The sequence below is a fragment of the Phaeovibrio sulfidiphilus genome, from assembly GCF_014861485.1.
Classification (GTDB): domain Bacteria; phylum Pseudomonadota; class Alphaproteobacteria; order Rhodospirillales; family Rhodospirillaceae; genus Phaeovibrio; species Phaeovibrio sulfidiphilus.
Genome location: NZ_JACZHT010000003.1, coordinates 253721 through 273567, shown reverse-complemented (window position 1 = coordinate 273567; position 19847 = coordinate 253721). Strand labels below are relative to the sequence as shown.

The 19847-nt window shown below is 68.1% G+C and carries 15 protein-coding genes and 1 pseudogene; 11 read left to right on the top strand and 5 right to left on the bottom strand.

Going from position 1 to position 19847, the window contains the following annotated elements; genetic code table 11:
- Positions 1-198 precede the first annotated feature (198 nt).
- From IHV25_RS05935 to IHV25_RS05925, 3 genes and pseudogenes are all read left to right on the top strand, one after another.
- Positions 199-1374: a Re/Si-specific NAD(P)(+) transhydrogenase subunit alpha gene (locus tag IHV25_RS05935; RefSeq protein WP_192534186.1), complete on the top strand. Its 1176-nt coding sequence runs from the start codon at positions 199-201 to the stop codon at positions 1372-1374.
- 46 nt (positions 1375-1420) lie between these two features.
- Positions 1421-1735 (top strand): annotated as a pseudogene (locus tag IHV25_RS05930) (proton-translocating transhydrogenase family protein); the annotation flags it as partial.
- A 10-nt stretch (positions 1736-1745) separates the two neighbouring features.
- A complete protein-coding gene (locus tag IHV25_RS05925) occupies positions 1746-3137 on the top strand; it encodes an NAD(P)(+) transhydrogenase (Re/Si-specific) subunit beta (protein ID WP_192534184.1) in 1392 nt (463 codons plus the stop codon).
- Between the two features lie 561 nt (positions 3138-3698).
- Here the strand turns inward: IHV25_RS05925 and IHV25_RS05920 are convergent.
- Genes IHV25_RS05920 through IHV25_RS05905 form a run of 4 tightly spaced genes read right to left on the bottom strand, consistent with a single transcriptional unit; the run spans position 3699 to position 5873 of the window.
- Positions 3699-4163, bottom strand: a complete 465-nt coding sequence (locus IHV25_RS05920) for a DUF2155 domain-containing protein (RefSeq protein WP_192534183.1) — start codon at positions 4161-4163, stop codon at positions 3699-3701.
- Between the two features lie 11 nt (positions 4164-4174).
- Positions 4175-4624 (bottom strand): outer membrane lipid asymmetry maintenance protein MlaD, encoded by a 450-nt coding sequence (mlaD, locus tag IHV25_RS05915; protein WP_192534182.1) that lies wholly within the window; start codon positions 4622-4624, stop codon positions 4175-4177.
- Between the two features lie 6 nt (positions 4625-4630).
- Positions 4631-5509 carry an MlaD family protein gene (locus IHV25_RS05910; RefSeq protein WP_192534181.1) on the bottom strand — a complete coding sequence of 293 codons (879 nt, stop codon included), beginning with the start codon at positions 5507-5509 and terminating at the stop codon, positions 4631-4633.
- Between the two features lie 7 nt (positions 5510-5516).
- Positions 5517-5873: an NADH-ubiquinone oxidoreductase subunit NDUFA12 family protein gene (locus tag IHV25_RS05905; protein ID WP_192534180.1), complete on the bottom strand. Its 357-nt coding sequence runs from the start codon at positions 5871-5873 to the stop codon at positions 5517-5519.
- 339 nt (positions 5874-6212) lie between these two features.
- Here IHV25_RS05905 and dacB point away from each other — a divergent pair, with 339 nt between their 5' ends.
- Positions 6213-7844, top strand: a complete 1632-nt coding sequence (gene dacB, locus IHV25_RS05900; RefSeq protein ID WP_192534179.1) for a D-alanyl-D-alanine carboxypeptidase/D-alanyl-D-alanine endopeptidase — start codon at positions 6213-6215, stop codon at positions 7842-7844.
- A gap of 347 nt (positions 7845-8191) precedes the next feature.
- Here the strand turns inward: dacB and IHV25_RS10315 are convergent, their stop codons facing one another.
- Positions 8192-10456, bottom strand: coding sequence for an NADP-dependent malic enzyme (locus tag IHV25_RS10315; protein ID WP_197974965.1), 2265 nt, complete (start codon positions 10454-10456; stop codon positions 8192-8194).
- A gap of 459 nt (positions 10457-10915) precedes the next feature.
- Here IHV25_RS10315 and IHV25_RS05890 point away from each other — a divergent pair, with 459 nt between their 5' ends.
- The 7 genes from IHV25_RS05890 (at position 10916) to IHV25_RS05860 (ending at position 19818) form a co-directional block, all read left to right on the top strand.
- The gene (locus tag IHV25_RS05890) at positions 10916-12403 is read left to right on the top strand and encodes a flagellar hook-basal body complex protein (protein ID WP_192534178.1); all 1488 of its coding nucleotides are present in this window, start codon (positions 10916-10918) and stop codon (positions 12401-12403) included.
- 563 nt (positions 12404-12966) lie between these two features.
- Positions 12967-13710, top strand: a complete 744-nt coding sequence (phoU, locus tag IHV25_RS05885) for a phosphate signaling complex protein PhoU (protein ID WP_192534177.1) — start codon at positions 12967-12969, stop codon at positions 13708-13710.
- 382 nt (positions 13711-14092) lie between these two features.
- Positions 14093-15838, top strand: a complete 1746-nt coding sequence (locus IHV25_RS05880; RefSeq protein ID WP_192534176.1) for a RodZ domain-containing protein — start codon at positions 14093-14095, stop codon at positions 15836-15838.
- Positions 15839-15898: 60 nt separating this feature from the next.
- Positions 15899-17035 (top strand): flavodoxin-dependent (E)-4-hydroxy-3-methylbut-2-enyl-diphosphate synthase, encoded by a 1137-nt coding sequence (gene ispG / locus IHV25_RS05875; RefSeq protein WP_192534175.1) that lies wholly within the window; start codon positions 15899-15901, stop codon positions 17033-17035.
- Positions 17032-17760: an orotidine-5'-phosphate decarboxylase gene (gene pyrF / locus IHV25_RS05870; RefSeq protein ID WP_192534174.1), complete on the top strand. Its 729-nt coding sequence runs from the start codon at positions 17032-17034 to the stop codon at positions 17758-17760. Before ispG ends, pyrF begins: the two co-directional genes overlap by 4 nt.
- 103 nt (positions 17761-17863) lie before the next feature.
- Complete coding sequence (locus tag IHV25_RS05865) at positions 17864-18520, top strand: phosphoribosylanthranilate isomerase (protein WP_192534173.1); 657 nt, start codon at positions 17864-17866, stop codon at positions 18518-18520.
- A complete protein-coding gene (locus tag IHV25_RS05860; protein ID WP_192534172.1) occupies positions 18517-19818 on the top strand; it encodes a DUF3422 family protein in 1302 nt (433 codons plus the stop codon). Before IHV25_RS05865 ends, IHV25_RS05860 begins: the two co-directional genes overlap by 4 nt.
- Positions 19819-19847: the final 29 nt, after the last annotated feature.

The following is a 19847-nucleotide window of genomic DNA, read 5'->3' as shown; positions in this document are numbered from 1 at the left end:
CAGTCCACAAAAAGGCAATTTGCCGTTCCAAACCTCGAACCGGTCCGGTGGGGGCCGTGCTGTGCTGCCCGAGAACCCGGACGCACGGCACGAGACCTGTGTCGCCGGTCCGAACCCGCTTTCAGACGTATTCGCATACCCCGAGTGCCCGGGGCGGATATGGTCTCAACCCCCCAAGGAAACAAAGAAGGGTGACGTATGAAGATCGCCATTCCTAAAGAAAGACGCGCCCTTGAGTATCGCGTCGCCGCCTCGCCCGAGGTGGTCAAGAAACTCAAGGGGCTGGGCTTCGACGTGATCGTTGAGAAGGACGCCGGTCTTGCCTCCTCGATCACCGACAAGGAATTCGTCGAGGCGGGGGCCACCATCGCTCCCACCGCGAAGGACGCGCTTGCCCAGGCGGATATCGTCTGGAAAGTCCGCGCGCCCATGACCGCCAAGGAAGGAACGGACGAGGTCGCTCTTCTGAAGGAAGGCACCCTTCTGATGGCCAGCCTTGGTGCCATGACCAACCCGGAGCTGCTGGAGGCCCTGGCAAAGCGCAAGGTTGACGCCTTCGCCATGGAGCTGATGCCCCGCATCTCGCGCGCCCAGTCCATGGACGTGCTGTCCTCCCAGTCCAACCTTGCGGGATACCGGGCCGTCATCGACGGAGCGGCGGTGTTCAACCGTGCGTTCCCCATGATGATGACCGCCGCCGGAACGGTGCCTCCGGCGCGCATTCTGGTGTTCGGCGCGGGGGTGGCCGGTCTCCAGGCCATCGCAACGGCCAAGCGCCTGGGCGGTGTGGTCATGGCGACGGACGTCCGTCCCGCCACCAAGGAGCAGGTCGAGAGCCTGGGCGGCAAGTTCATCACCGTCGATGACGAGGCGATGAAGAACGCCGAGACCTCCGGCGGCTACGCCAAGGAAATGGGCGAGGAGTTCCGCAAGAAGCAGGCCGCGGCCGTTCTGAAGGAGCTTGTGCGCACCGACATCGCCATCACCACGGCCCTGATCCCGGGGCGTCCCGCTCCGGTCCTGATCACCCAGGAGATGGTCGAGCAGATGAAGCCCGGTTCCGTCATCGTTGACCTGGCGGTCGAGGCGGGCGGCAACTGCCCGCTGTCCAAGCCCGACCAGATCGTCGAGCACAAGGGCGTGAAGATCGTGGGCTACACCAACATGGCCGCCCGGGTCGCGGCGGACGCAAGCCCGCTGTTCGCCAAGAACCTCTTCAACTTCGTTGCCCCCCACGTGGACAAGGAAACGAAGGCTCTGAAGCTGAACTTTGAAGACGAGACTGTGGCGCAGACCTGTGTCACGAAGGGCGGCAAGGTGGTCCTGAAGACCGCGGCCGCGCCTGCCTCTGCCCCGGAAAAGAAGGGAGCCTGAACCCATGGCTGATACCATTACCGCCACGGAAACCCTTATGGCTGCCGCGACCGTCGCGCAGTCCGGGGGCAGCGACTTCTGGTGGCTCATGACCGTTTTCGTGCTGGCCTGCTTTGTGGGCTTCTACGTCGTGTGGTCGGTCACTCCCGCGCTGCACTCGCCGCTGATGGGCGTCACCAACGCCATTTCGTCCGTGATCATCGTCGGCGCGCTTCTTGCGGCCGGGTCGGCGTCGTTCTCGGCGGGCGGCTGGGCGATGGTCCTGGGCCTGCTGGGCGTGTTTCTCGCCAGCATCAATATCTTCGGCGGGTTCATCGTGACCCAGCGCATGCTGTCCATGTTCAAGAAAAAGACAAAGTGAGGGGCCGCTCATGATCACCGGTTTCACCATGGCGGCCTACATTGTCGCCGCCACCCTCTTCATCCTTGCGCTCCGGGGGCTGTCGCACCCGGAAACCGCGCGCCGGGGCAATATGTTCGGCATGCTGGGTATGGCGATTGCGATCGTCACGACCCTGGCCTCGCCGGTCGTTGAGTCCTTCATCTGGATCTTTATCGCCGTTGCCGCCGGTGGCTACATCGGTGCAATGATCGCCCGGAAGGTCGTCATGACCGCGCTGCCCCAGCTTGTGGCCGCGTTCCACTCGCTGGTCGGTATGGCGGCGGTCCTGGTCGCCACCACGGCGCTTCTGAACCCCGAGGCCCAGGGCATCGGGTCCGTCGGAAGCATCAAGATGTCCTCGCTGATCGAGATGTCCCTCGGTCTGGCCATCGGTGCCATCACCTTCTCCGGGTCGGTTATCGCCTTCGGAAAGCTGCAGGGCCTGATTTCGGGCAAGCCCCTGGTGTTCGCCGGGCAGCACCGCCTGAACGCCTGGCTGGGCATTGCCATGCTGGCGCTGATCATCCTGTTTGCCGCCAGCGAGAGCCACACCCTGTTCTACATCCTGATGGTGGTGGCGTTTGCCCTTGGCTTCCTGCTGATCCTGCCCATTGGTGGCGCGGACATGCCGGTGGTCATCTCCATGCTCAACTCGTACTCGGGCTGGGCGGCGGCCGGTATCGGCTTCACCCTGGGCAACCCGCTGCTGGTGGTCGCGGGTGCGCTGGTGGGCTCGTCGGGTGCGATCCTGTCCTACATCATGTGCAAGGGCATGAACCGCTCGATCTTCAACGTGATCCTGGGTGGCTTCGGCGGCGAGACCGCCGGTCCTGCCGGTGGCGCGGGCGGCGACCGCTCGGTCAAGTCCGGCTCGGCCGAGGACGCGGCCTTCATCATGAAGAACGCCTCCAAGGTCATCATCGTCCCCGGTTACGGCATGGCCGTGGCCCAGGCCCAGCACGCCCTTCGCGAGATGGCCGACGTGCTGAAGGCCGAGGGTGTGGACGTGTCCTACGCCATCCACCCGGTGGCGGGGCGCATGCCCGGGCACATGAACGTGCTTCTCGCCGAGGCCAACGTGCCCTACGACGAGGTGTTCGAGCTCGAGGAGATCAACAACGAGTTCGCCCAGGCGGACGTGGCCTATGTGATCGGCGCGAACGACGTCACCAACCCGGCGGCGAAGACCGATCCCTCCAGCCCGATCTATGGCATGCCCATCCTGGACGTGGAGAAGGCCAAGACGGTTCTGTTCGTCAAACGCTCCATGGCTTCCGGTTACGCGGGCGTGGACAACGAGCTGTTCTTCCGTGACAACACCATGATGCTCTTTGGTGACGCGAAGAAGATGACCGAGGAAATCGTTCAGGCCATGAACTGATTGCCCTCAGGCAGACGCGTATGAAGCGGCCGGCCCGGTGTCCCCGGGCCGGCTTTTTTTGTGGGCTGGCGCCGGGGGGTGTTCAGGGGGGTGTTCAGGGGGGTGTTCAGGGGGGTGTTCAGGGCAGGTGTGGGGACTGGCGTGGACGGGGAGGGGCTGCGCGGTCTGTGGAGGGGCTGCGCGGTCCGTGCGTGGGCTTTGGCGGGGCGGGCACGCGAGTGCGAACGGGGGCACTGCCAGCGGCAGGGGAGCACGGTTCCTGGTGGCACTGGAAGCGGCCACGAGAGGGGAGGGGTTTGCGTCCATAGCCGCCCCAAGGCGCGGGGAGGGGCATGCTCCCGCGCGGGCAGGGGTGTTCCGCCCCGGGGTGAGGTGCAGGTGATGTGGGGTGGCTGTAGCCCCGCGCGGGCAGGGGTGTTCCGGCCCGGGGTGAGGTACAGATGACGGGGAGGCGGCTGCAGCCCCAATCGGGCAGGGGGTGTTCAAGCCCGGGGTGAGATAACAGGTGTCAGGAAAGACCGGTGCGGTCCGGCGCGCGGGGCGCGCCGGTGCCTGCCGGGATCAGTCGAGGGGGACCGAGTCCGCGCCCTCGGGCGCGTCTGCCGGGGCGGAGCCTCCGGCCGGAGCGGCCGCGGACGGCGCCGGCTTGCCGGGCTTGTCGGTGCACTCCAGCACCCACACGTCAAACACGCCGTGGTCCATGGCCGAGAGGGAGGGGCTCGAGGCCAGCATCCAGCCCTGGAAGATCAGGTTCGGCGCCCCGGGGCCACGCTCCACAATCTGCATGTAGGAGGCGTTTTCCGGTTCGTCCGGAGCGGTGCGGCGCAGGCAGGATTTCACCGAGATGGTCAGGACGCCCAGGTCCGTGGTTTCCCCGACCGGCACATCCAGCTCGCCCACGCGGGCGGTGGTCTTGTCCAGCCATCCCAGGCGGGCAATCTTTGTGGCCACGGTGTCGGCCGCGGCCGGGCCGCCCAGAAGAACGCACCCTGCGAGAAGTCCGGAACAAAACGCAATCAGTTTCACGGTCCGGGCCCTCAGGGCTGGGTGGCGAGGAAGATGATCTCGCCCACCATGTCCTCAATGGAGGTGAAGTTCCGGGTGTTGTGCAGCGTGGCCCCGCTTTCCAGGGTCGTGCTGGAGTGTCCCGGCTCAAGGCGCACATACTGGCCCCCCAGGAACCCGTCATTGACGATGGAGGCCTGGGTGTCGTCGGGAATGTGGACATCCGGCGCGATGGACAGGGTGGTCTGGACCTCGTAGCTGGACTCGTCGAGGGCCAGGCCCGAGACCGTGCCGATCTTCACGCCGTTGAGGCGCACGTCGGCGCCCACCTCAAGGCCGCCGACCTTCTGGAAGACGGCGGTCAGCGGGTAGGCCTTCCCGGTGGGGCGGAAGTCCGCCGAGGTGTAGGCAAAGCCGAGAAAAAGGGCAGCCGTGACGAGAACCACCGCGCCCATAAGCGTTTCGACAGGGTTGCGTTTCATGAGCGGTCAGTTTCCTGGGGTCTGGTCCGGGGCGGAGCCCGGGGTCCTGGCGGGGGAGCTGTTCGGTGCGGCCCTGTCCTGTGCCTCCGGTCCCGCGGGCGGGACGCTGGAGGGGGCCGCGTCGGGTGTGCGGATCGGGTCAGGGGAGGGGCTCGCGGACGGGTTCGTGGGCGGGGGTGACACGGTGGTGGACGCGCTGCCTGCCGGGCCCCCGGATGCGGGGGCAGAGGGGGGCGCTGTCGGGGCCGCCGTGCCCACGGGCTCCGCCGTGGGGGCCGCTGGTGTCGCACCCGTGGCCGGGTGGACCCCCGGAGCCGTGCCGGGCACCAGAGCGGGTGCCGCTGCCGCAGGGGCCTTCGCGGGGAGCGCCGCCGCCGGAGCGTGCTTTCCGATCTGGTCCATGGCCGGGAGGGTCGGATCCAGGCCGCGCCGTGTTTTCGCCAGCGCGACGATCTGTTCCAGAAGATCCTCAAGGAGCAGGGAGTCCTGGGTCATGTCCAGGCTCTCCCCCGAGGGGATGGTCCCGTACATGCCGCCACCTGTGGACAGTTCGATGTACTTTCCGCCGAACAGTCCGGTGGTCAGAATGGCCGCCGCCGTATCGTCGGGCAGTTCGTGCTTCAGGTCGAGTTGCATGGTGACCACGGCCCGGTAGTGGTCGTCCAGCCTGTAGCCGACGACCTCGCCGACCCGGACTCCCGCCAGCCGGACCTCGGAGCGCAGTCCGATGCCGTCGGCCTTGTTGAAAACCGCCGACACCTCGTAGACGCCGCTGGGGCCCTTCGACGAGATGCGCGTTCCCACCATGGCTCCGACCATGCCCACAACAAGGGCAAGGACCAGCGCGCCGATCAGGGTTTTCTGGGAATCCTTGGCCGGGGTCATTGCGGTCCTAGGGCGTCCAGGGCGTGTAGTCGCCGGTTGCGGCCGGGCGCTGGCCCAGGGCACGGGGATCCCCGTCGGGGAACCATGCGCTTGCGGTCCCGGTTTCGTTGGCGGCGGGCGCCGTCTTCAGCCAGGGGCGGTTCAGCGGGGCCAGGGGCTCGTCCACCAGATACTGGAGCCAGGGGTACCACTCGGGCGCGATGGTCAGAGGATTTTCCTCGCCCTTGTAGATCACCCAGCGGCGACGGTGGTAGAGCGGCCGCGTTTTCTTGCTGCGCGCCTGATAGTAACGGTTGCCGTTTGCATCCTCACCGACGAACTCACCTTTCAGCTTTGTGAAAAGCCAGGTTCCGAAATTGGCCATGATGCATGGTTCTCCCTCATGCGTGGTCCTCAGCGGCGTGAGTTTATTCCGATCCCTTTGCAGGGGTCCAGACATTAATTGTTGTCGCCGGTTTTCGCTGGAAAGTACGGGTGGCGCCTGCGTTTTTTCGGCCCCGGGCGGGGCGCGGGCGTACCGCTTTTGCGCGGTGTCTGATACACTTCCCGGCTTTCGTGCCGGCGTGTGCGCACGACCGGAGCGGGGCGACAACAGCGACACCAGGAAGGGGGCGCCGGTGCAAGGTCAGGGCCAGGGTCAGGGAGACAGGGGCATGAGGGTATGAGGGGCACGCGGGCAGGACATTCGGTTTTCCGGTCGCTGGTGGCCGTTCTGTGTCTGGGTCTTCTGGTCTGCGGGGGCCCGGACAGTCCCTGGGCGGGACCTGCGCCCGCCGCCGCCCACGGGGGGCAGGGGGCCCGGACCGCGACCCCTCCGCCCGAGGACATGGGCGCGGGGCGTCCGGCGGCCCGTGCCCGCGCCACCGATCCCAGACCGCTTCGGGCCAAGCCGGCGGCGCCCGCCCTGGATCCCCAGGCGCTCGGGGCCCGCTACCGGTTCTCGCCCTCGGACTTCGGCTTCGTCCTTTATGATCCGGCCACCGGGGAGTGGCTCGAGGCGTGGCAGGACACCGGCGCCTTCATCCCGGCCTCGGTGGCCAAGGTTCCGGCGACGGTGGCGGCGCTTCAGGTTCTGGGGCCGGCGTACCGATTCGAGACCACCTTCCGGTCCGAGGGGACCGTGTCCGGGGGCGTGCTGCACGGTGACCTGTATCTGGTGGGGGGCGGGGACTCCACCATGGACGAGGAGCGCATGGCCCTGCTGGTGGACCGGCTGGCGGCCGCCGGCATTTCCGCTGTCGAGGGGCGCTTTCTTTATGACGACACGGCCCTGACCCCGGCCCCCGAGATCGAGCCCACCCAGCCCGGGTACCTGGGCTACAACGTGGGTGTTGGCGCGCTCGCCATGAACTTCAACCGGGTCGAGCTCTTCTGGAACCCGGCGGACGGCCCGGCCATCCGCAGCGCGCTCCGGCGGGACTACCCGGCGGCCCATGCGGTGCGCATCGCCCATGAGAGCGAGCCGGTGGACCCGCAAAACCGCTACTCCCCCCGGTTCGAGAGCGTCCTTCTGCTTCCGTCGCGTCGCGAGACCGGTATGGAGGTGGCCCCGGAATCCTGGGTTCTGCCGTCCCGCTGGAAGGGGACCGGCTCGATCTGGCTTCCCGTCAAGGTTCCCGGCGCCTATGCGGCCATGGTGTGCCGCGACATTGCCAAACGCCGGGGCCTGGCCCTGCCGTCGCCCCGGTTTTCTCCGGTGCCCGAGACGGCGCGGGTTCTGGCAGCGGTGTCCGGGGGCACCCTCGAGCAGGTCGCGCGCGGGGTTCTGGAAAGTTCCAACAACCTGACGGCGGAGATGCTGGGCCTTGCAGCGGCAGCGGCGCTTACGGGGGCGCCGGCGGACATCGGATCCAGCGCCTTCGTGGTGCAGAGCCTTCTGACCTCCGCCATTCCCGACCAGGACTGGACCGGCTTCCATCTGGCCAACTCCTCGGGGCTCAGCACCGCCAGCCGGGTGAGCCCGCGCCAGATTGTCGGGATCCTGAACTACGCCCTGTCCGAGGACGGGCTGCCCGGCGTGGACTACGCGGCGCTGCTGCCCAAACTGTCCTGGACCCTGGAGAACGGGAAGTCCGGTGGCGCGGCTCGGGTGGTGACGGTCCGGGCCAAGACCGGGACCATCTATTACGGCCGGGGCCTTGCGGGCCTTGTGGAAACCCACTCGGGGCGGCGGCTTCTGTTCGGGATTTTCGTGACCGACGCAGCCGCGCGCGAGGCGTTCGACAGCACCAACGCCCACGAGGACGGGGCCCAGGTCTCGAAGGCGCGGGGCTGGCTGGGGCGGGCCCGGGCCATGGAGCGCGATCTTCTGTGGAACTGGACCAGCCGCTACTAGCGGGGCGCTGCCCGCATAGCTGATGGTCGGGCCAGTGCCCGGTCGGTGGGTGCTTTGTCGGTGGGCGCTGTGTCCGGATCCGGACGGGCGAGCCTGATGCCTGCCCGGTCGGGGAGGCTGCGGGCCAATGCGCCCGGGGCGGGTGCGGGCCCGCTCAAACAAGCCCGCCGTCACGAAAAGTCGCGATCAAGCCCGCTCAGTCGTGGTCCCCATCCCGCGCTGTCGTGTGCGGCGCTGTCGTGTGCGGTCGGGGTGCCCGCTACCGGGCGGGGGCAGCGCCGGGGCCGGGGCCGGAGCCGGGATGCCCGCGTGGCGGGGCCCCGGTCCGGCCGGTCCGGCGTGTGTGATCAGGACACCTCGCTGGCCGCGACGGTGGCCATGTGCAGGATGTCCGAGACGGTGGCGCCCATGGGCACGATCTGGCACGGCTTTGAAAGGCCGATCAGAAGCGGTCCGATCATGGTGGCGCCCCCCATCTTGCTCATGAGGCTGGCGCTGATGCTGGCGGACTGCAGTCCGGGCATGATCAGCACGTTGGCCGGAGCCGACAGGCGGCAGAACGGATAGTGGGCCAGCAGGTCCGCATCCAGAGCCACATGGGCGGCAATCTCGCCGTCGAACTCGAAGTTGGGGTTGCGCCGCTCCAGGATCTGGACGGCCTGGCGGGACCGGTCCGGCGTCAGGCCGCGGGGCGCCCCGAACGTGGAGTACGACAGCATGGCAACCCGGGGCTCGTGCCCCATGCGGCGGGCGAGGGCGGCCGTCTGGATGGCAATATCCGCCAGCTGCTCGGACGTGGGGGCCTCCAGGACGTTGGTGTCCGCAAGGAACACCGTCCGCCGCCGCGAGATCATCAGGGTGACCGAGAAGACCAGCTCGTTGGGCGTGGGCTCGATCACGCTCTGGATGTCCTCCAGGCAGGCATGGAAGTGCCGGGTCGTTCCGGCCACCAGGGCGTCCGCGTCCTCGAGGGCCACCATGCAGGCGGCGAACACAACCCGGTCCCGGTTCACCAGGCGGGTCACGTCGCGTTGCAGGAAGCCCCGGCGCTGGAGCCGCCGGTAGAGGAACTCCGCGTAGTGGCGGGTGTGCGGGGACAGAAACGCGTTCTGGATTTCGATTCCATCGACCTTGCCCCGGATGCCCAGCTCCCGCATCTTCTCGCGGATCAGCTCCTCGCGGCCCACCAGGATGGGGGTGCCGTAGCCCGCGTTGCGGAAGGCGAGCGCGGCGCGGATGACCTTCTCCTCCTCGCCCTCGGCGAAGACAACCCGCCGCGGGTTGGCGGCGACCTTGGCCGCGAAGGCCTGCATGGACACGGCGGACGGGTCCAGCCGGGCCGACAGCTCGCGCTTGTAGGTCTGGAGATCGAAGATGGGCTTGCGCGCCACGCCCGAGTCCATGGCGGCCTTGGCCACCGCCGGGGGAATGGCGGCGATCAGGCGCGGATCGAAGGGCACGGGAATGATGTACTCGGGCCCGAAGCGCAGGGTGCGTCCGGCGTAGGCGGCGGCGACCTCGTCGGGCACGTCCTCCTTCGCGAGGGAGGCAATGGCCCGGGCGGCGGCAATCTTCATCTCGTCGTTGATGGTGCGGGCCCGCACATCGAGCGCGCCGCGGAAGATGTAGGGGAAGCCCAGCACGTTGTTGATCTGGTTCGGATAGTCCGAGCGCCCCGTGGCCATGATGGCGTCATCGCGCACGGCGCGGACCTCCTCCGGGGTGATCTCGGGATCCGGGTTGGCCATGGCGAAGACAATCGGGTTCCTGGCCATGGTGGCGATCATGTCCGGCGTGACCGCGCCTTTTGCCGACAGGCCGTAGAAGGCGTCCGCACCCTCCAGGGCCTGGGCCAGGGTGCGCAGCGGCGTGTCGACCGCGTGGGCGCTCTTCCACTGGTTCAGGTCCTTGCGCCCCGTGTGGATCACACCCTTGGTGTCACACATGATGACGTTTTCCGGGGGCACGCCCGCGGCCTTCACCAGCTCCACGCAGGCGATGGCCGCCGCTCCGGCGCCGTTGACCACAAGGCGGACGTCGCGGATGTCCCGGCCCGTGAGCTCAAGGGCGTTGAGCATGCCGGCGGTGGCGATAATGGCGGTGCCGTGCTGGTCGTCGTGGAAGACGGGAATGTCCATGATCTCGCGCAGGCGGCTTTCGATCACGAAGCACTCGGGGGCCTTGATGTCCTCGAGGTTGATTCCCCCGAACGAGGGGCCCAGGTAGCGCACGCAGTTCACGAAGGCGTCCACGTCGGTGGTGTCGACCTCGAGGTCGATGGCGTCCACGTCGGCGAAGGTCTTGAACAGGACGGCCTTGCCCTCCATGACCGGCTTTCCGGCGAGGGCGCCCAGGTCTCCGAGACCCAGGACGGCGGTTCCGTTGGAGATGACCGCAACGATATTGCCCTTGGCGGTGTAGTCATAGGCCGCGTCCGGGTTCCGCTGGATCTCGAGGCACGGAAAGGCAACTCCCGGAGAGTAGGCCAGGGACAGGTCCCGCTGGGTGGCAAGGGGCTTGGTTGCGTGGATTTCGACCTTGCCGGGACGGCCCTTGGAGTGAAACAGGAGCGCCTCGCGCTCCAGGCTGTTGTTCTCTTTTTTATTCGACATCGGATAAAGTGCCCAAACAGTGTGCAGGGGGACGCGGCTGTCCTTCCGGCAAGGCCGTGCTGATTCTGCGGGAGAGCCCATACAATCTTTGATTCCCGGTCCGAAAGCAAGCGGTGAACCGGGGTCGGCGGGGGTGCGGGTCCGGGGTGCGGGGCGTTTCAGGCGCCCGGAAGCACCCGAGGGGAACCCGGCAGGAGTTGCCGTCCCCACGCGTTTTCTTCCGCTCCGATCCCGGTGTTCTGCGGACGGAGCCCGGCCCCGGGGGGCGCTTTTCGGGAGAAACCGCCCTGCGCCCGGGTGCCCATGCATGTGGCCCGCTTCTTGCATAAACTTTCAGACCTGTGCTTTTTTGGCACATGAAATTTGCGTAAGGGCACGCCCGGTCAGGTGTGCCGGTCAGATCCTGCCCTCCCGGCGTGCGGGATGCGGGGCGGGGCGGTCCAGTGGGGAGCGGTGACGATGAGCATTCAGGGCGCCATGAACAACAGCTCGCTTGCAATGCAGGCGCAGTCCATTGCCATGGAACAGATTTCGACGAACGTCGCCAACGTTCGGACCGTGGGCTACAAGCACGAGGTCGTGAACTTCCGGACCCTGGTCTCGGGCACGTCGTCCAGCCTCTTCCGCTCGTTCTCGGCGGCGCCTGCCAGCTACCGGGTCATGGAGCAGCAGGGCTCGATCCAGGTCACCAGCATTCGCACCGACGTGGCCATCAACGGCCCCGGCATGTTCATGGTGAGCCGGACCCCCGCCGGTGATTCCGACACCTACTACACCCGGGACGGGGCCTTCCAGAAGCGCCTGGTGATGGAGGACGGCAAGGAGGTCGCCTATCTGACCACCGGGGCCGGCTACTTTGTCCAGGGCTGGCGCGCGGACCCCACCCGCACACCGCCCTTCAACACCGCCGACGCGCCGGAGGCCATCCGCTTCGACCCGAACTCCTGGCTGGAGGGGAAGGCAAGCTCCCACCTGAAGCTGACGGGCAACGTCAACGCCGAGACCAGGAACAACTTTGTGGCGGCCAATTTTTCCTACATCGGCACGCCGGTGAAAAACGACGACGGAACCGAGACCTGGCCGGTCCGGGGCGTGCGCCTGATGTTCCGCAAGTCGATCCCGGACCCCGAGGCCACCAAGGCGGCCCGGGACGAGGCGGTCAAGGCCGCCCAGGAGGCCAAGGGCAGCCCCCTGACGGATGACGAGATCAAGGCCGTCACGGAGAAGATCAACCTCGAGAAGTCCGCCGGGCAGAACAAGTGGTTCATCTCCCTCGAGGACTCCTCCGGAAAGGCGGTCGGCACGTTCGAGGGCATGGGCGAGAACCCGATCGTCGAGTTCAACAGCAAGGGCCGCCTCGTGAAGCCGGAAAGCGGCGCGCTGACCGCGGACATCACCTACACCCAGGCCAAGCTGGACGCGGACGGCAAGCCCGTTCTCGACGACAAGGGCAACCCGGTCCTGGAGGACATCGCGGCGCCCCAGACCCTGACCATCGATATCGGCGACATCACCCAGTACGGCAGCAACAGCACGGCGTTCGGATCCAGCTTCACCGCCACTGCGGATGACGGCTACGCGGATGGTCTGCTCACCGACATCTCGTTCGAGGCGGACGGCACCCTTCTGGCCAACTACACGAACCGCAAGTCCCTGGCGCTCTACAAGCTGGCCCTTGCGGACTTCCCGGCGCCGCAGAAACTCCAGCTTCTGTCGGAGAACCTGTTCATGGCCTCCGACGAGGCCGGAGAGCGCCGGATCATGGAGCTGGGCACCAAAAGCGGCGGCAAGACAAAGATCAATCCGGAGGCTCTGGAGGCGTCCACCGCGGACATCGCCGAGGAATTCACCCGCATGATCATGACCCAGACCGCCTACAGCCAGGCGGCAACCGTCTTCCGGACGTCGGACGAGATGTCCCAGGTGGCCTCGGCCCTGAAGCGCTAGGCGCGGCGGGTCCGGTCCCGGGCCCGATTTCTTCCCAAGGGCGGGTGAGGCTCCGGCGCCCCGGTCCCCGGGTCAGACGCACGCCTTGGCCGGACTCACGTCCTGCCCGGACGCGCGCGGATCCGGCGTGGTCCGTCTCCGCTGTGGGATCCTCTCCGGTCACGCGCCCGTGTCGCATGGCCGTGCCGCGTGGCCGCCCCGGCCTCTGGCGCGTGGCCGTCCCGGCCTCTGGCGCGTGGCCGTCCCGGCCTCTGGTGTGGGGCCGTCCCGGCCTCTGGCGCGGGGCCATCCCCGCCTCTGGGATGCGCGGCTGCTCCATGGTTGCTTCCAGGGCCGCTTCCCGGGTGCGTCCGGGCCGCCTCAGAAGCCGCTCTTCCGTTCTCCAGTTCCGGTCCTCACCGGCGCCCGCCGGCACGCCATTTTCCGGGGCGCGGTCCGGACGCGTGCCGTGTCCATGTTTTCCGCCGGGAGTGGCCCGGTCCGTGGCGCTTGCTCTTGCAGCGGGTTCGCCTATAGCCTATAGAGGAAAACCGCTGGATCGCCCTCGTTGTCTGGAGACGCTCATGACCGGAAATGCGCTGAGAGAGCATATCGTTCGCTCTTATGACAACGAGCTGCGCCGTCTGGATGAACGCATCGCCCGCATGGGCGAGATCGCCATCAACCAGACCCGCGACGCCATCGCCCTGATGGTGCACGGCGACGAGCAGACCATCCGCCGGGTTTTCCGCTACGAAGAGGAAATGAACGAGCTGGAGTATGCGATCAATCTCCATGCGGTGCGTCTGATTGCCCTGCGCCAGCCCATGGCCGGCGACCTGCGCCTGGTGGTGACCAGCCTGAAAATCGCGGGCATGCTGGAGCGGGTGGGGGACTACACGGCCAACGCGGCCCGGCGCGCGCCCCACGTTCTGGACCACCTGCCCGAGCTTCCGGTGGCCGCCCCCATTGAGCGGATTGGCGAGAAGATCATCTCCATGCTCGAGCAGGTCATGACAGCCCTGCGGGACCGGGACGCCAGCCGCCTTGAGCGTGTGCGCGAGGAGGACGTGGAGGTCGATACCCTTCACACCGGTCTTTTCCGCACGCTTCTGGAGATCATGGCCTCGGACCCGTCGAAAATTCCGGCCTGCTCGAACCTGATGTTTGTCTCGAAGAGCCTCGAGCGGATCGGGGACCAGGCCACCAACATCGCGGAGGCCGCGTTCTACCGCATTACCGGACGCGAGCTTCCGGCCGAGAGAGCCAAGAAGGACACCTCGTCCAGCGACATGATCGAGTTTGTGGCCCAGCTTGCCCGGTCCTGACCGGGGCAGGGCCTTTTCCCATCGCCAGGCCCCGGCGCTCCCCGAGTGCCAGCCGGGTCTCCTGCACTCGCCCGGTGCCGGTCCCGGCGCTGATCCGGGGGCGGCGGTCCCGGGCAGATCGGCCCGGCGCGGGGTGGTCTGGCCCGGCGCGGGGCGCCCTGAAATCCGGGTTGTTCGGGAGCGCTCTTTTCGCTAGAGTCTCGAAGAGTTCCGGGTGCGCCGCAGCCCGTGTGTCCTGACAGGGCGCTGCCGGTTCATCCGTCCGGGTCTTCCCGCTGGCGGCAGCGCGCCCGGCGACCGGAACAGCAGGGCATGATGTGAGCCCCGTGCTCCTCGCGGGGTGGCCAAAGACAGTTTTTCACGATTGTACCGGAAAACAGCAGTGGGATCCTCTCCGTTCGAAGCTGACCGTACCCGTCCCGGCTCCCATGTGGGGGAGCTGTTGCGCTCGACCCGCGAACGGCTGGGCGAACCCCTGGAATCCGTGGCCTCGGCCCTGCGCATCCGCCCGGGGTATCTGGAGGATATCGAGGCCGGGCGCTTTGAGTCCCTTCCGAACGGCGCCTACGCCGTCGGCTTCATCCGCGCCTATGCGGATCACCTGGGCCTCCACTCCGAGGAGGTCGTGCGCCGGTTCCGGAACGAGAACCAGAAGGTTGCCCCCTCCACATCCCGGTCGCTTCCGGCGCCCCCCAGCGACGGCCCCATGCCGCGGGGTGTTCTGATCCTGAGTGCGCTGGTGCTGGCCGCCTGCGCCTATGGCGGCTGGTACTGGATGTCCATGTCCGAGCGGACCGTCTCCGAACGGGTTCCCGATCTGCCCGAGCGGCTCAAGCCCCTTGTGGACGATACCGATGGTGCAGCCGGGGGCGCGGGAGCGCCGGGAGTTTTGGGCGCGGGAGCGCCCGGGGACGCGGTGTCCCCTGTCGCCGAGGCTCTGGCGTTCGACGCTGCGGATGGCACGCACGGGGCCGGGCAGGATGCGGCCCTGGAGGGCGGGGCTTCGGGCACGTCCGAACCCGCGCAGGACGGGGTTGGCTGGAGCAGCGAGGCCGGCACCGCAGATGACGTGACGGCTGCGGACGAGACGGGGGGCGGGGGGCTGCCCTCCGACGGCACGCCTGCAGACGCCTTGCCTTCAGGCGCCCGGGACGTGTCTCCCGAGGCCGATGGTGACGGGGCCCCCGCCGTGGGGCCGGACACCTCCGCCGGGAGCGGTTCCGACGCCGGGTCCGTGCGTGCCGGGGCGGCTACTATCGGGGCGGCCAATATTGGGGCAGCCAATGGCGGGGCAGGCAGCATCGGGGGCGGTTCCCGGTCCGCAACGCAGCCGAATGCGACCTCCGCCCCTGTGTCCGGGCCCTCGGCAACGGACGGCAGCCCGGCCCAGGCGGCCGGTGCCCTTGCGGGCGCCATTTCGGGCGCACCCGTGGTGCGGGCGGAGGGCTCCACCGGCTCCCGGGCGGGCTCCGGTGCGTCTTCGGATCGCCCCGCTGCGGCGCCGGTGTCGTCGTCTGCGCCGTCGTCTTCATCTTTGTCTTCGTCGGCTGCGGCGCCCGCGGCGGCAGTTGAGCCCCCCTCCGCCCGGGCCGGGTCGGATCCGGTCCGTTCCCGTGCGGAGGCTCCGTCCGCGCCTGTCGCGGCCCCGGCCAGTGCCGCGTCCCCCGGCGCCGGGGCTTTGGCAGCCTCTTCCGCTTCTGCGCCCTCCGCTTCCGCTCCTGCTGCCGATGCCCGGCCCGCCGCGCCCGACCCATCGCCGGCTGCCACGGCCGGAGCGCCGGAAACCGCAGCCCCTCTGGCCGGAGCGCCGGAGACCGCAGCCCCGCAGGGCGGGGTCGATGCGACCGCGTCCGCCGCGCCGCCCGCCGAGCCGCGCATTGTTCTGCGGGCGTCCCGGGACTCGTGGATCGAGCTGCGGCGCGACAGCGTCCTTCTCACCCGCAAGTTCATGCGGACCGGAGATGTCTATATTGTGCCGGAAGGCGACAGCCTCACGCTCAGCGCGTCCAACTCGGGCGGGCTCGAGGTCTACGTGGACGGTTTGCGGGTTCCGGCTCTGGGGCCCCCCGGTGTTGCCCGAGAGGCCATCCCGATGATCCCGGACCGCCTCAGGCGCCTTCAGCCCTGAGGTCCGGTTTCTGTCCCCCACCCGACTCACGTGGCCCCGCAGGGGCCGGTAAGGAAGATTATGTCTGCTCAGCGCAGTTATCGTGAAATCAAGCGGCGCGTCTCGCGTCAGATCCGTGTGGGCTCCGTGCTGGTGGGAGGCGACGCCCCCATCTCGGTGCAGACCATGACCAACACGCTGACCCCGGATATCCAGGGCACCATCGCCCAGATCCAGAGCGCCGAGGAGGCCGGGGCAGACCTGGTGCGGGTTTCCTGCCCGGACACGGACAGCACGGCAGCGCTGGCCACCATCGTCAAGAATGTGAACCTGCCCATCATTGCGGACATCCACTTCCACTACATGCGCGGGATCGAGGCGGCCGAGGCGGGCGCGGCCTGCCTGCGCATCAACCCGGGCAACATCGGATCCATCGACAAGGTTCAGGAGGTGGTCAAGGCCGCCCGGGACAACGGCTGCTCCATGCGCATTGGCGTGAACGCAGCGTCCCTGCCCCGGAACCTTCTGGAGAAGTACGGCGAGCCCTGTCCCGAGGCCATGGTGGAAAGCGCCCTCGAGCACGCCAAAATCCTCGAGGATCTGGACTTCCGCGAGTTCAAGATCAGCGTCAAGGCCTCCGACACCTTCCTGGCCGTGGCGTCGTACCGGGCCCTGGCGGCGGCGTGTGACTACCCGCTGCACCTGGGCATCACCGAGGCGGGCGGCATCCGCGGCGGTACCGTCAAGTCCGCCATCGGCATCGGCGCCCTTCTTTGGGACGGTATCGGCGACACCTTGCGGGTGTCCCTGTCGGCCGCCCCGGCGGAGGAGGTCAAGGTCGGCTTCGAGATCCTCAAGGCCCTGGACCTGCGCCACCGCGGTGTGCGGATCATTTCCTGCCCGTCGTGCGCCCGCCAGGGCTTTGACGTGGTGAAAACCGTCGAGATCCTGGAGGAGCGCCTGTCCCACGTGCGCGAGCCCGTCTCCCTGTCCGTCATGGGCTGCGTGGTCAACGGCCCCGGTGAGGCCCGCGAGACCGATATCGGCCTGACCGGCGCCGGCAACCTTGCAAAAGCTGCGGCCAAGAACCAGGTCTACATTGCAGGCGAGGCGGATCACCACGTGGACAACCAGTCCATCGTCGACCACCTTGTGAAGCTGGTTGAGGAGAAGGCGGCCGAGTTGCAGGCCCGCAAGGCGGCGGAGAAAAAAGGATGACGACGTTCGTCAACCCGGTTTACGTGGCTCTTGATACGGCGGACACGGCCGAGGCGGTGCGCCTTGCCACCGCGGTTCAGGATTCGGTCGGCGGGCTCAAGCTGGGGCTCGAGTACTTCTGCCGCAACGGCGCCGACGGCATCCGCGCGGTCCGCGAGGCCAACCCGCTGCCCGTGTTCCTGGACCTGAAGTTCCACGACATTTCCAACACGGTGGCGGGCGCGGTCCGCTCGGTCCTGCCCCTTGCCCCCCGGTTCCTGAACGTCCACGCAAGCGGCGGCCTGAACATGATGCGCCGGGCCTGCGAGACCGCCCGCGAGGAGGCCGCCCGCCTTGGGGTGGAGCCGCCCCTGATGCTGGCGGTCACCATTCTCACGAGCCTGGAGGCCGCGGACGTGGCCGAGGCCGGGTTCACTCCTCCGGTCGAGGATCTGGTGCGCCGCCTGGCCGCCCTGTCCCGGAAGGCGGGCATGGACGGTGTCGTGTGCTCCCCCCAGGAGGCCGCCCTGCTTCGTCAGGACAACGGCCCCGGGTTCCTGCTGGTGACCCCCGGGGTGCGCCCCGCGGGCAGCGCCATGGGAGACCAGCGCCGCACGATGACGCCCCGCGAGGCTCTGGACGCCGGTGCCGATGTCCTGGTGATCGGCCGTCCCATCACGGAGGCGCCCGATCCCGCAGCCGCGGCCCGCGCGATCTGCGAGACCATCCGACCGGCCGCGGCTTAGGCGACTGCGGCGGGCCACAGCACAAGACAGGCACAACAATGCCCGGACCGGGCCTCCCCCGACAGGCCGGGGCGGGGCCCTCCGGCGGCAGGGAGAGAGTACGATGACCGGCGTGAAAATCTGCGGTCTGACCGAAGAGGATGGCCTGGTGGCTGCGGTGAACGCCGGAGCGGACTGGATCGGCCTGGTGTTTTTCGAGCGCTCCCCGCGCGCGATCACGCCCGATGAGGCCGCGCTGCTTCTGGACGGGCTGCCCCCGTCCTGGGAGGGCGGGCCCGAGCGTGTGGGGCTGTTTGTCGATCCGGATGATGCGCTTCTGGATGCGGCCGTCGGCTCGGTGCGCCTGGACATGATCCAGTTGCACGGCTCCGAGACGCCGGACCGGGTGGACGAGATCCGCGACCGGTTCGCCCTGCCGGTCATGAAGGCCCTGCCCATCGCGACCCGCGAGGATCTGGCCGCCGCCGACGCCTATGCGGACGTGGCGGACTGGCTGCTTCTGGATGCCCGGGCTCCGGCGGATGCGGGGCGTCCGGGAGGCAACGCGGTCGCCTTTGACTGGTCCATTCTCGACGGCTGGGAGGCACCCCTTCCCTGGATGCTTGCGGGCGGACTGACGGTGGACAACGTCCGCGAGGCCCTGCTGCGGACCCGGGCTTACGCTGTCGATGTCTCCAGCGGGGTGGAGCGGGAGAGGGGCATCAAGGACCCGGAGCTGATCGAGCAGTTCGTCCGGGCGGTCAGGGAGGTGTTGCCGTGAGTGTCTTTCGTGAGCATCCCCAGCGCGAGGCCCTGGTCCGGGAGCTTCACACCCGCCTTGCGGACGAACTCGAGGCGCCGGCCCAGATCAGCAGTTTCGCCATCCTGACGGGCGCCCGCACCAGCGGGGCGGTCAGCCACATCGTCAACCTGTGTGAGCGGATGTCGCTGCCGCTTCCGTCCCTGAACTCCAACCACTTCACCATGGATCTGGCCGGGGTGACGCTGCGCTTCGAGCAGCACACCGAGTTCTGCTGCTACACCCTGGTGCGGCGGTCCCGGACCGGTCAGTTGCCGTTCTCCTCCATGCCGCTCGCGGCCCTGCCGGTGGACTGGCTGGCCTCCCTTCCGGGGGAGCTGGTGTCCGGGGTTCATATCGTGCTGGAGGACCGGAACGATCCGGACTACCCCATGGCCGAGGCCAGCTTGCGCCACTTCGACGGCAACCCGATCATCGGGGCCCTTGTGGGCGGCGATGTGGCGCTGGTCTACACGGATCTCCAGCTTCACGACGACCGATTCCACCGCATTCTGGTGCGCGACATCGACCAGAAGCCGGCCCAGGCCGGGCGCCTTGTGCAGCGCCTGATCGAGATCACCCATTACCGGGCCCTGTCCCTTCTGGCCCTGCCGCTGGCGCGCCATGCGTCTCCGATCCTGCGGGAGATTGACTACCAGCTGGCGGACATCGCCAAGCGCATGGCCGAGACCGAGGCCAGCGAGGACGATGCCCTTCTGTTGTCACAGCTTTCGGACGTCACCGCCCAGGTGGAGGCCATTGCCACGGCCAACTCGTACCGGTTCGGGGCCTCCAAGGCCTACTACCAGATCGTTCTGGACCGGCTGGAGACCCTGCGGGAGAAGCGCATCGGGGAGATGGTCTCCCTTTCGGTCTTTCTGGACCGCCGCCTGACCCCGGCCATGGCCACCTGCGCCTCCATCGAGCGGCGGACCCGGGAGCTCTCCAATCGCGGGGCCCGGGTGGCGAGCCTTCTGCGGGCCCGGGTCGAGGTGGACCTCCAGGCCCAGAACAAACATCTGCTGGAAAGCATGGACCGGCGCGCCATGCTGCAGCTGCGGCTCCAGCAGGCGGTCGAGGGCCTGTCGGTGGTCGCGATCTCCTATTATATGATCGGCCTGCTCCAGTACGTGCTCAAGGCCATGCAGAAGGCCGGACTGCTGGGCCCCGTGTCCGACACGGTTGCCACCGGCATCCTGGTCCCCCTGGTGTTCATCCTGGTCTTCCTGGGGCTCAAGCGCGCCAAACGGGCCCTGGGGCTGCACAAGGAAAAAAGCTGATCGGGCTGATCGGACGCCGAGACAGAAAA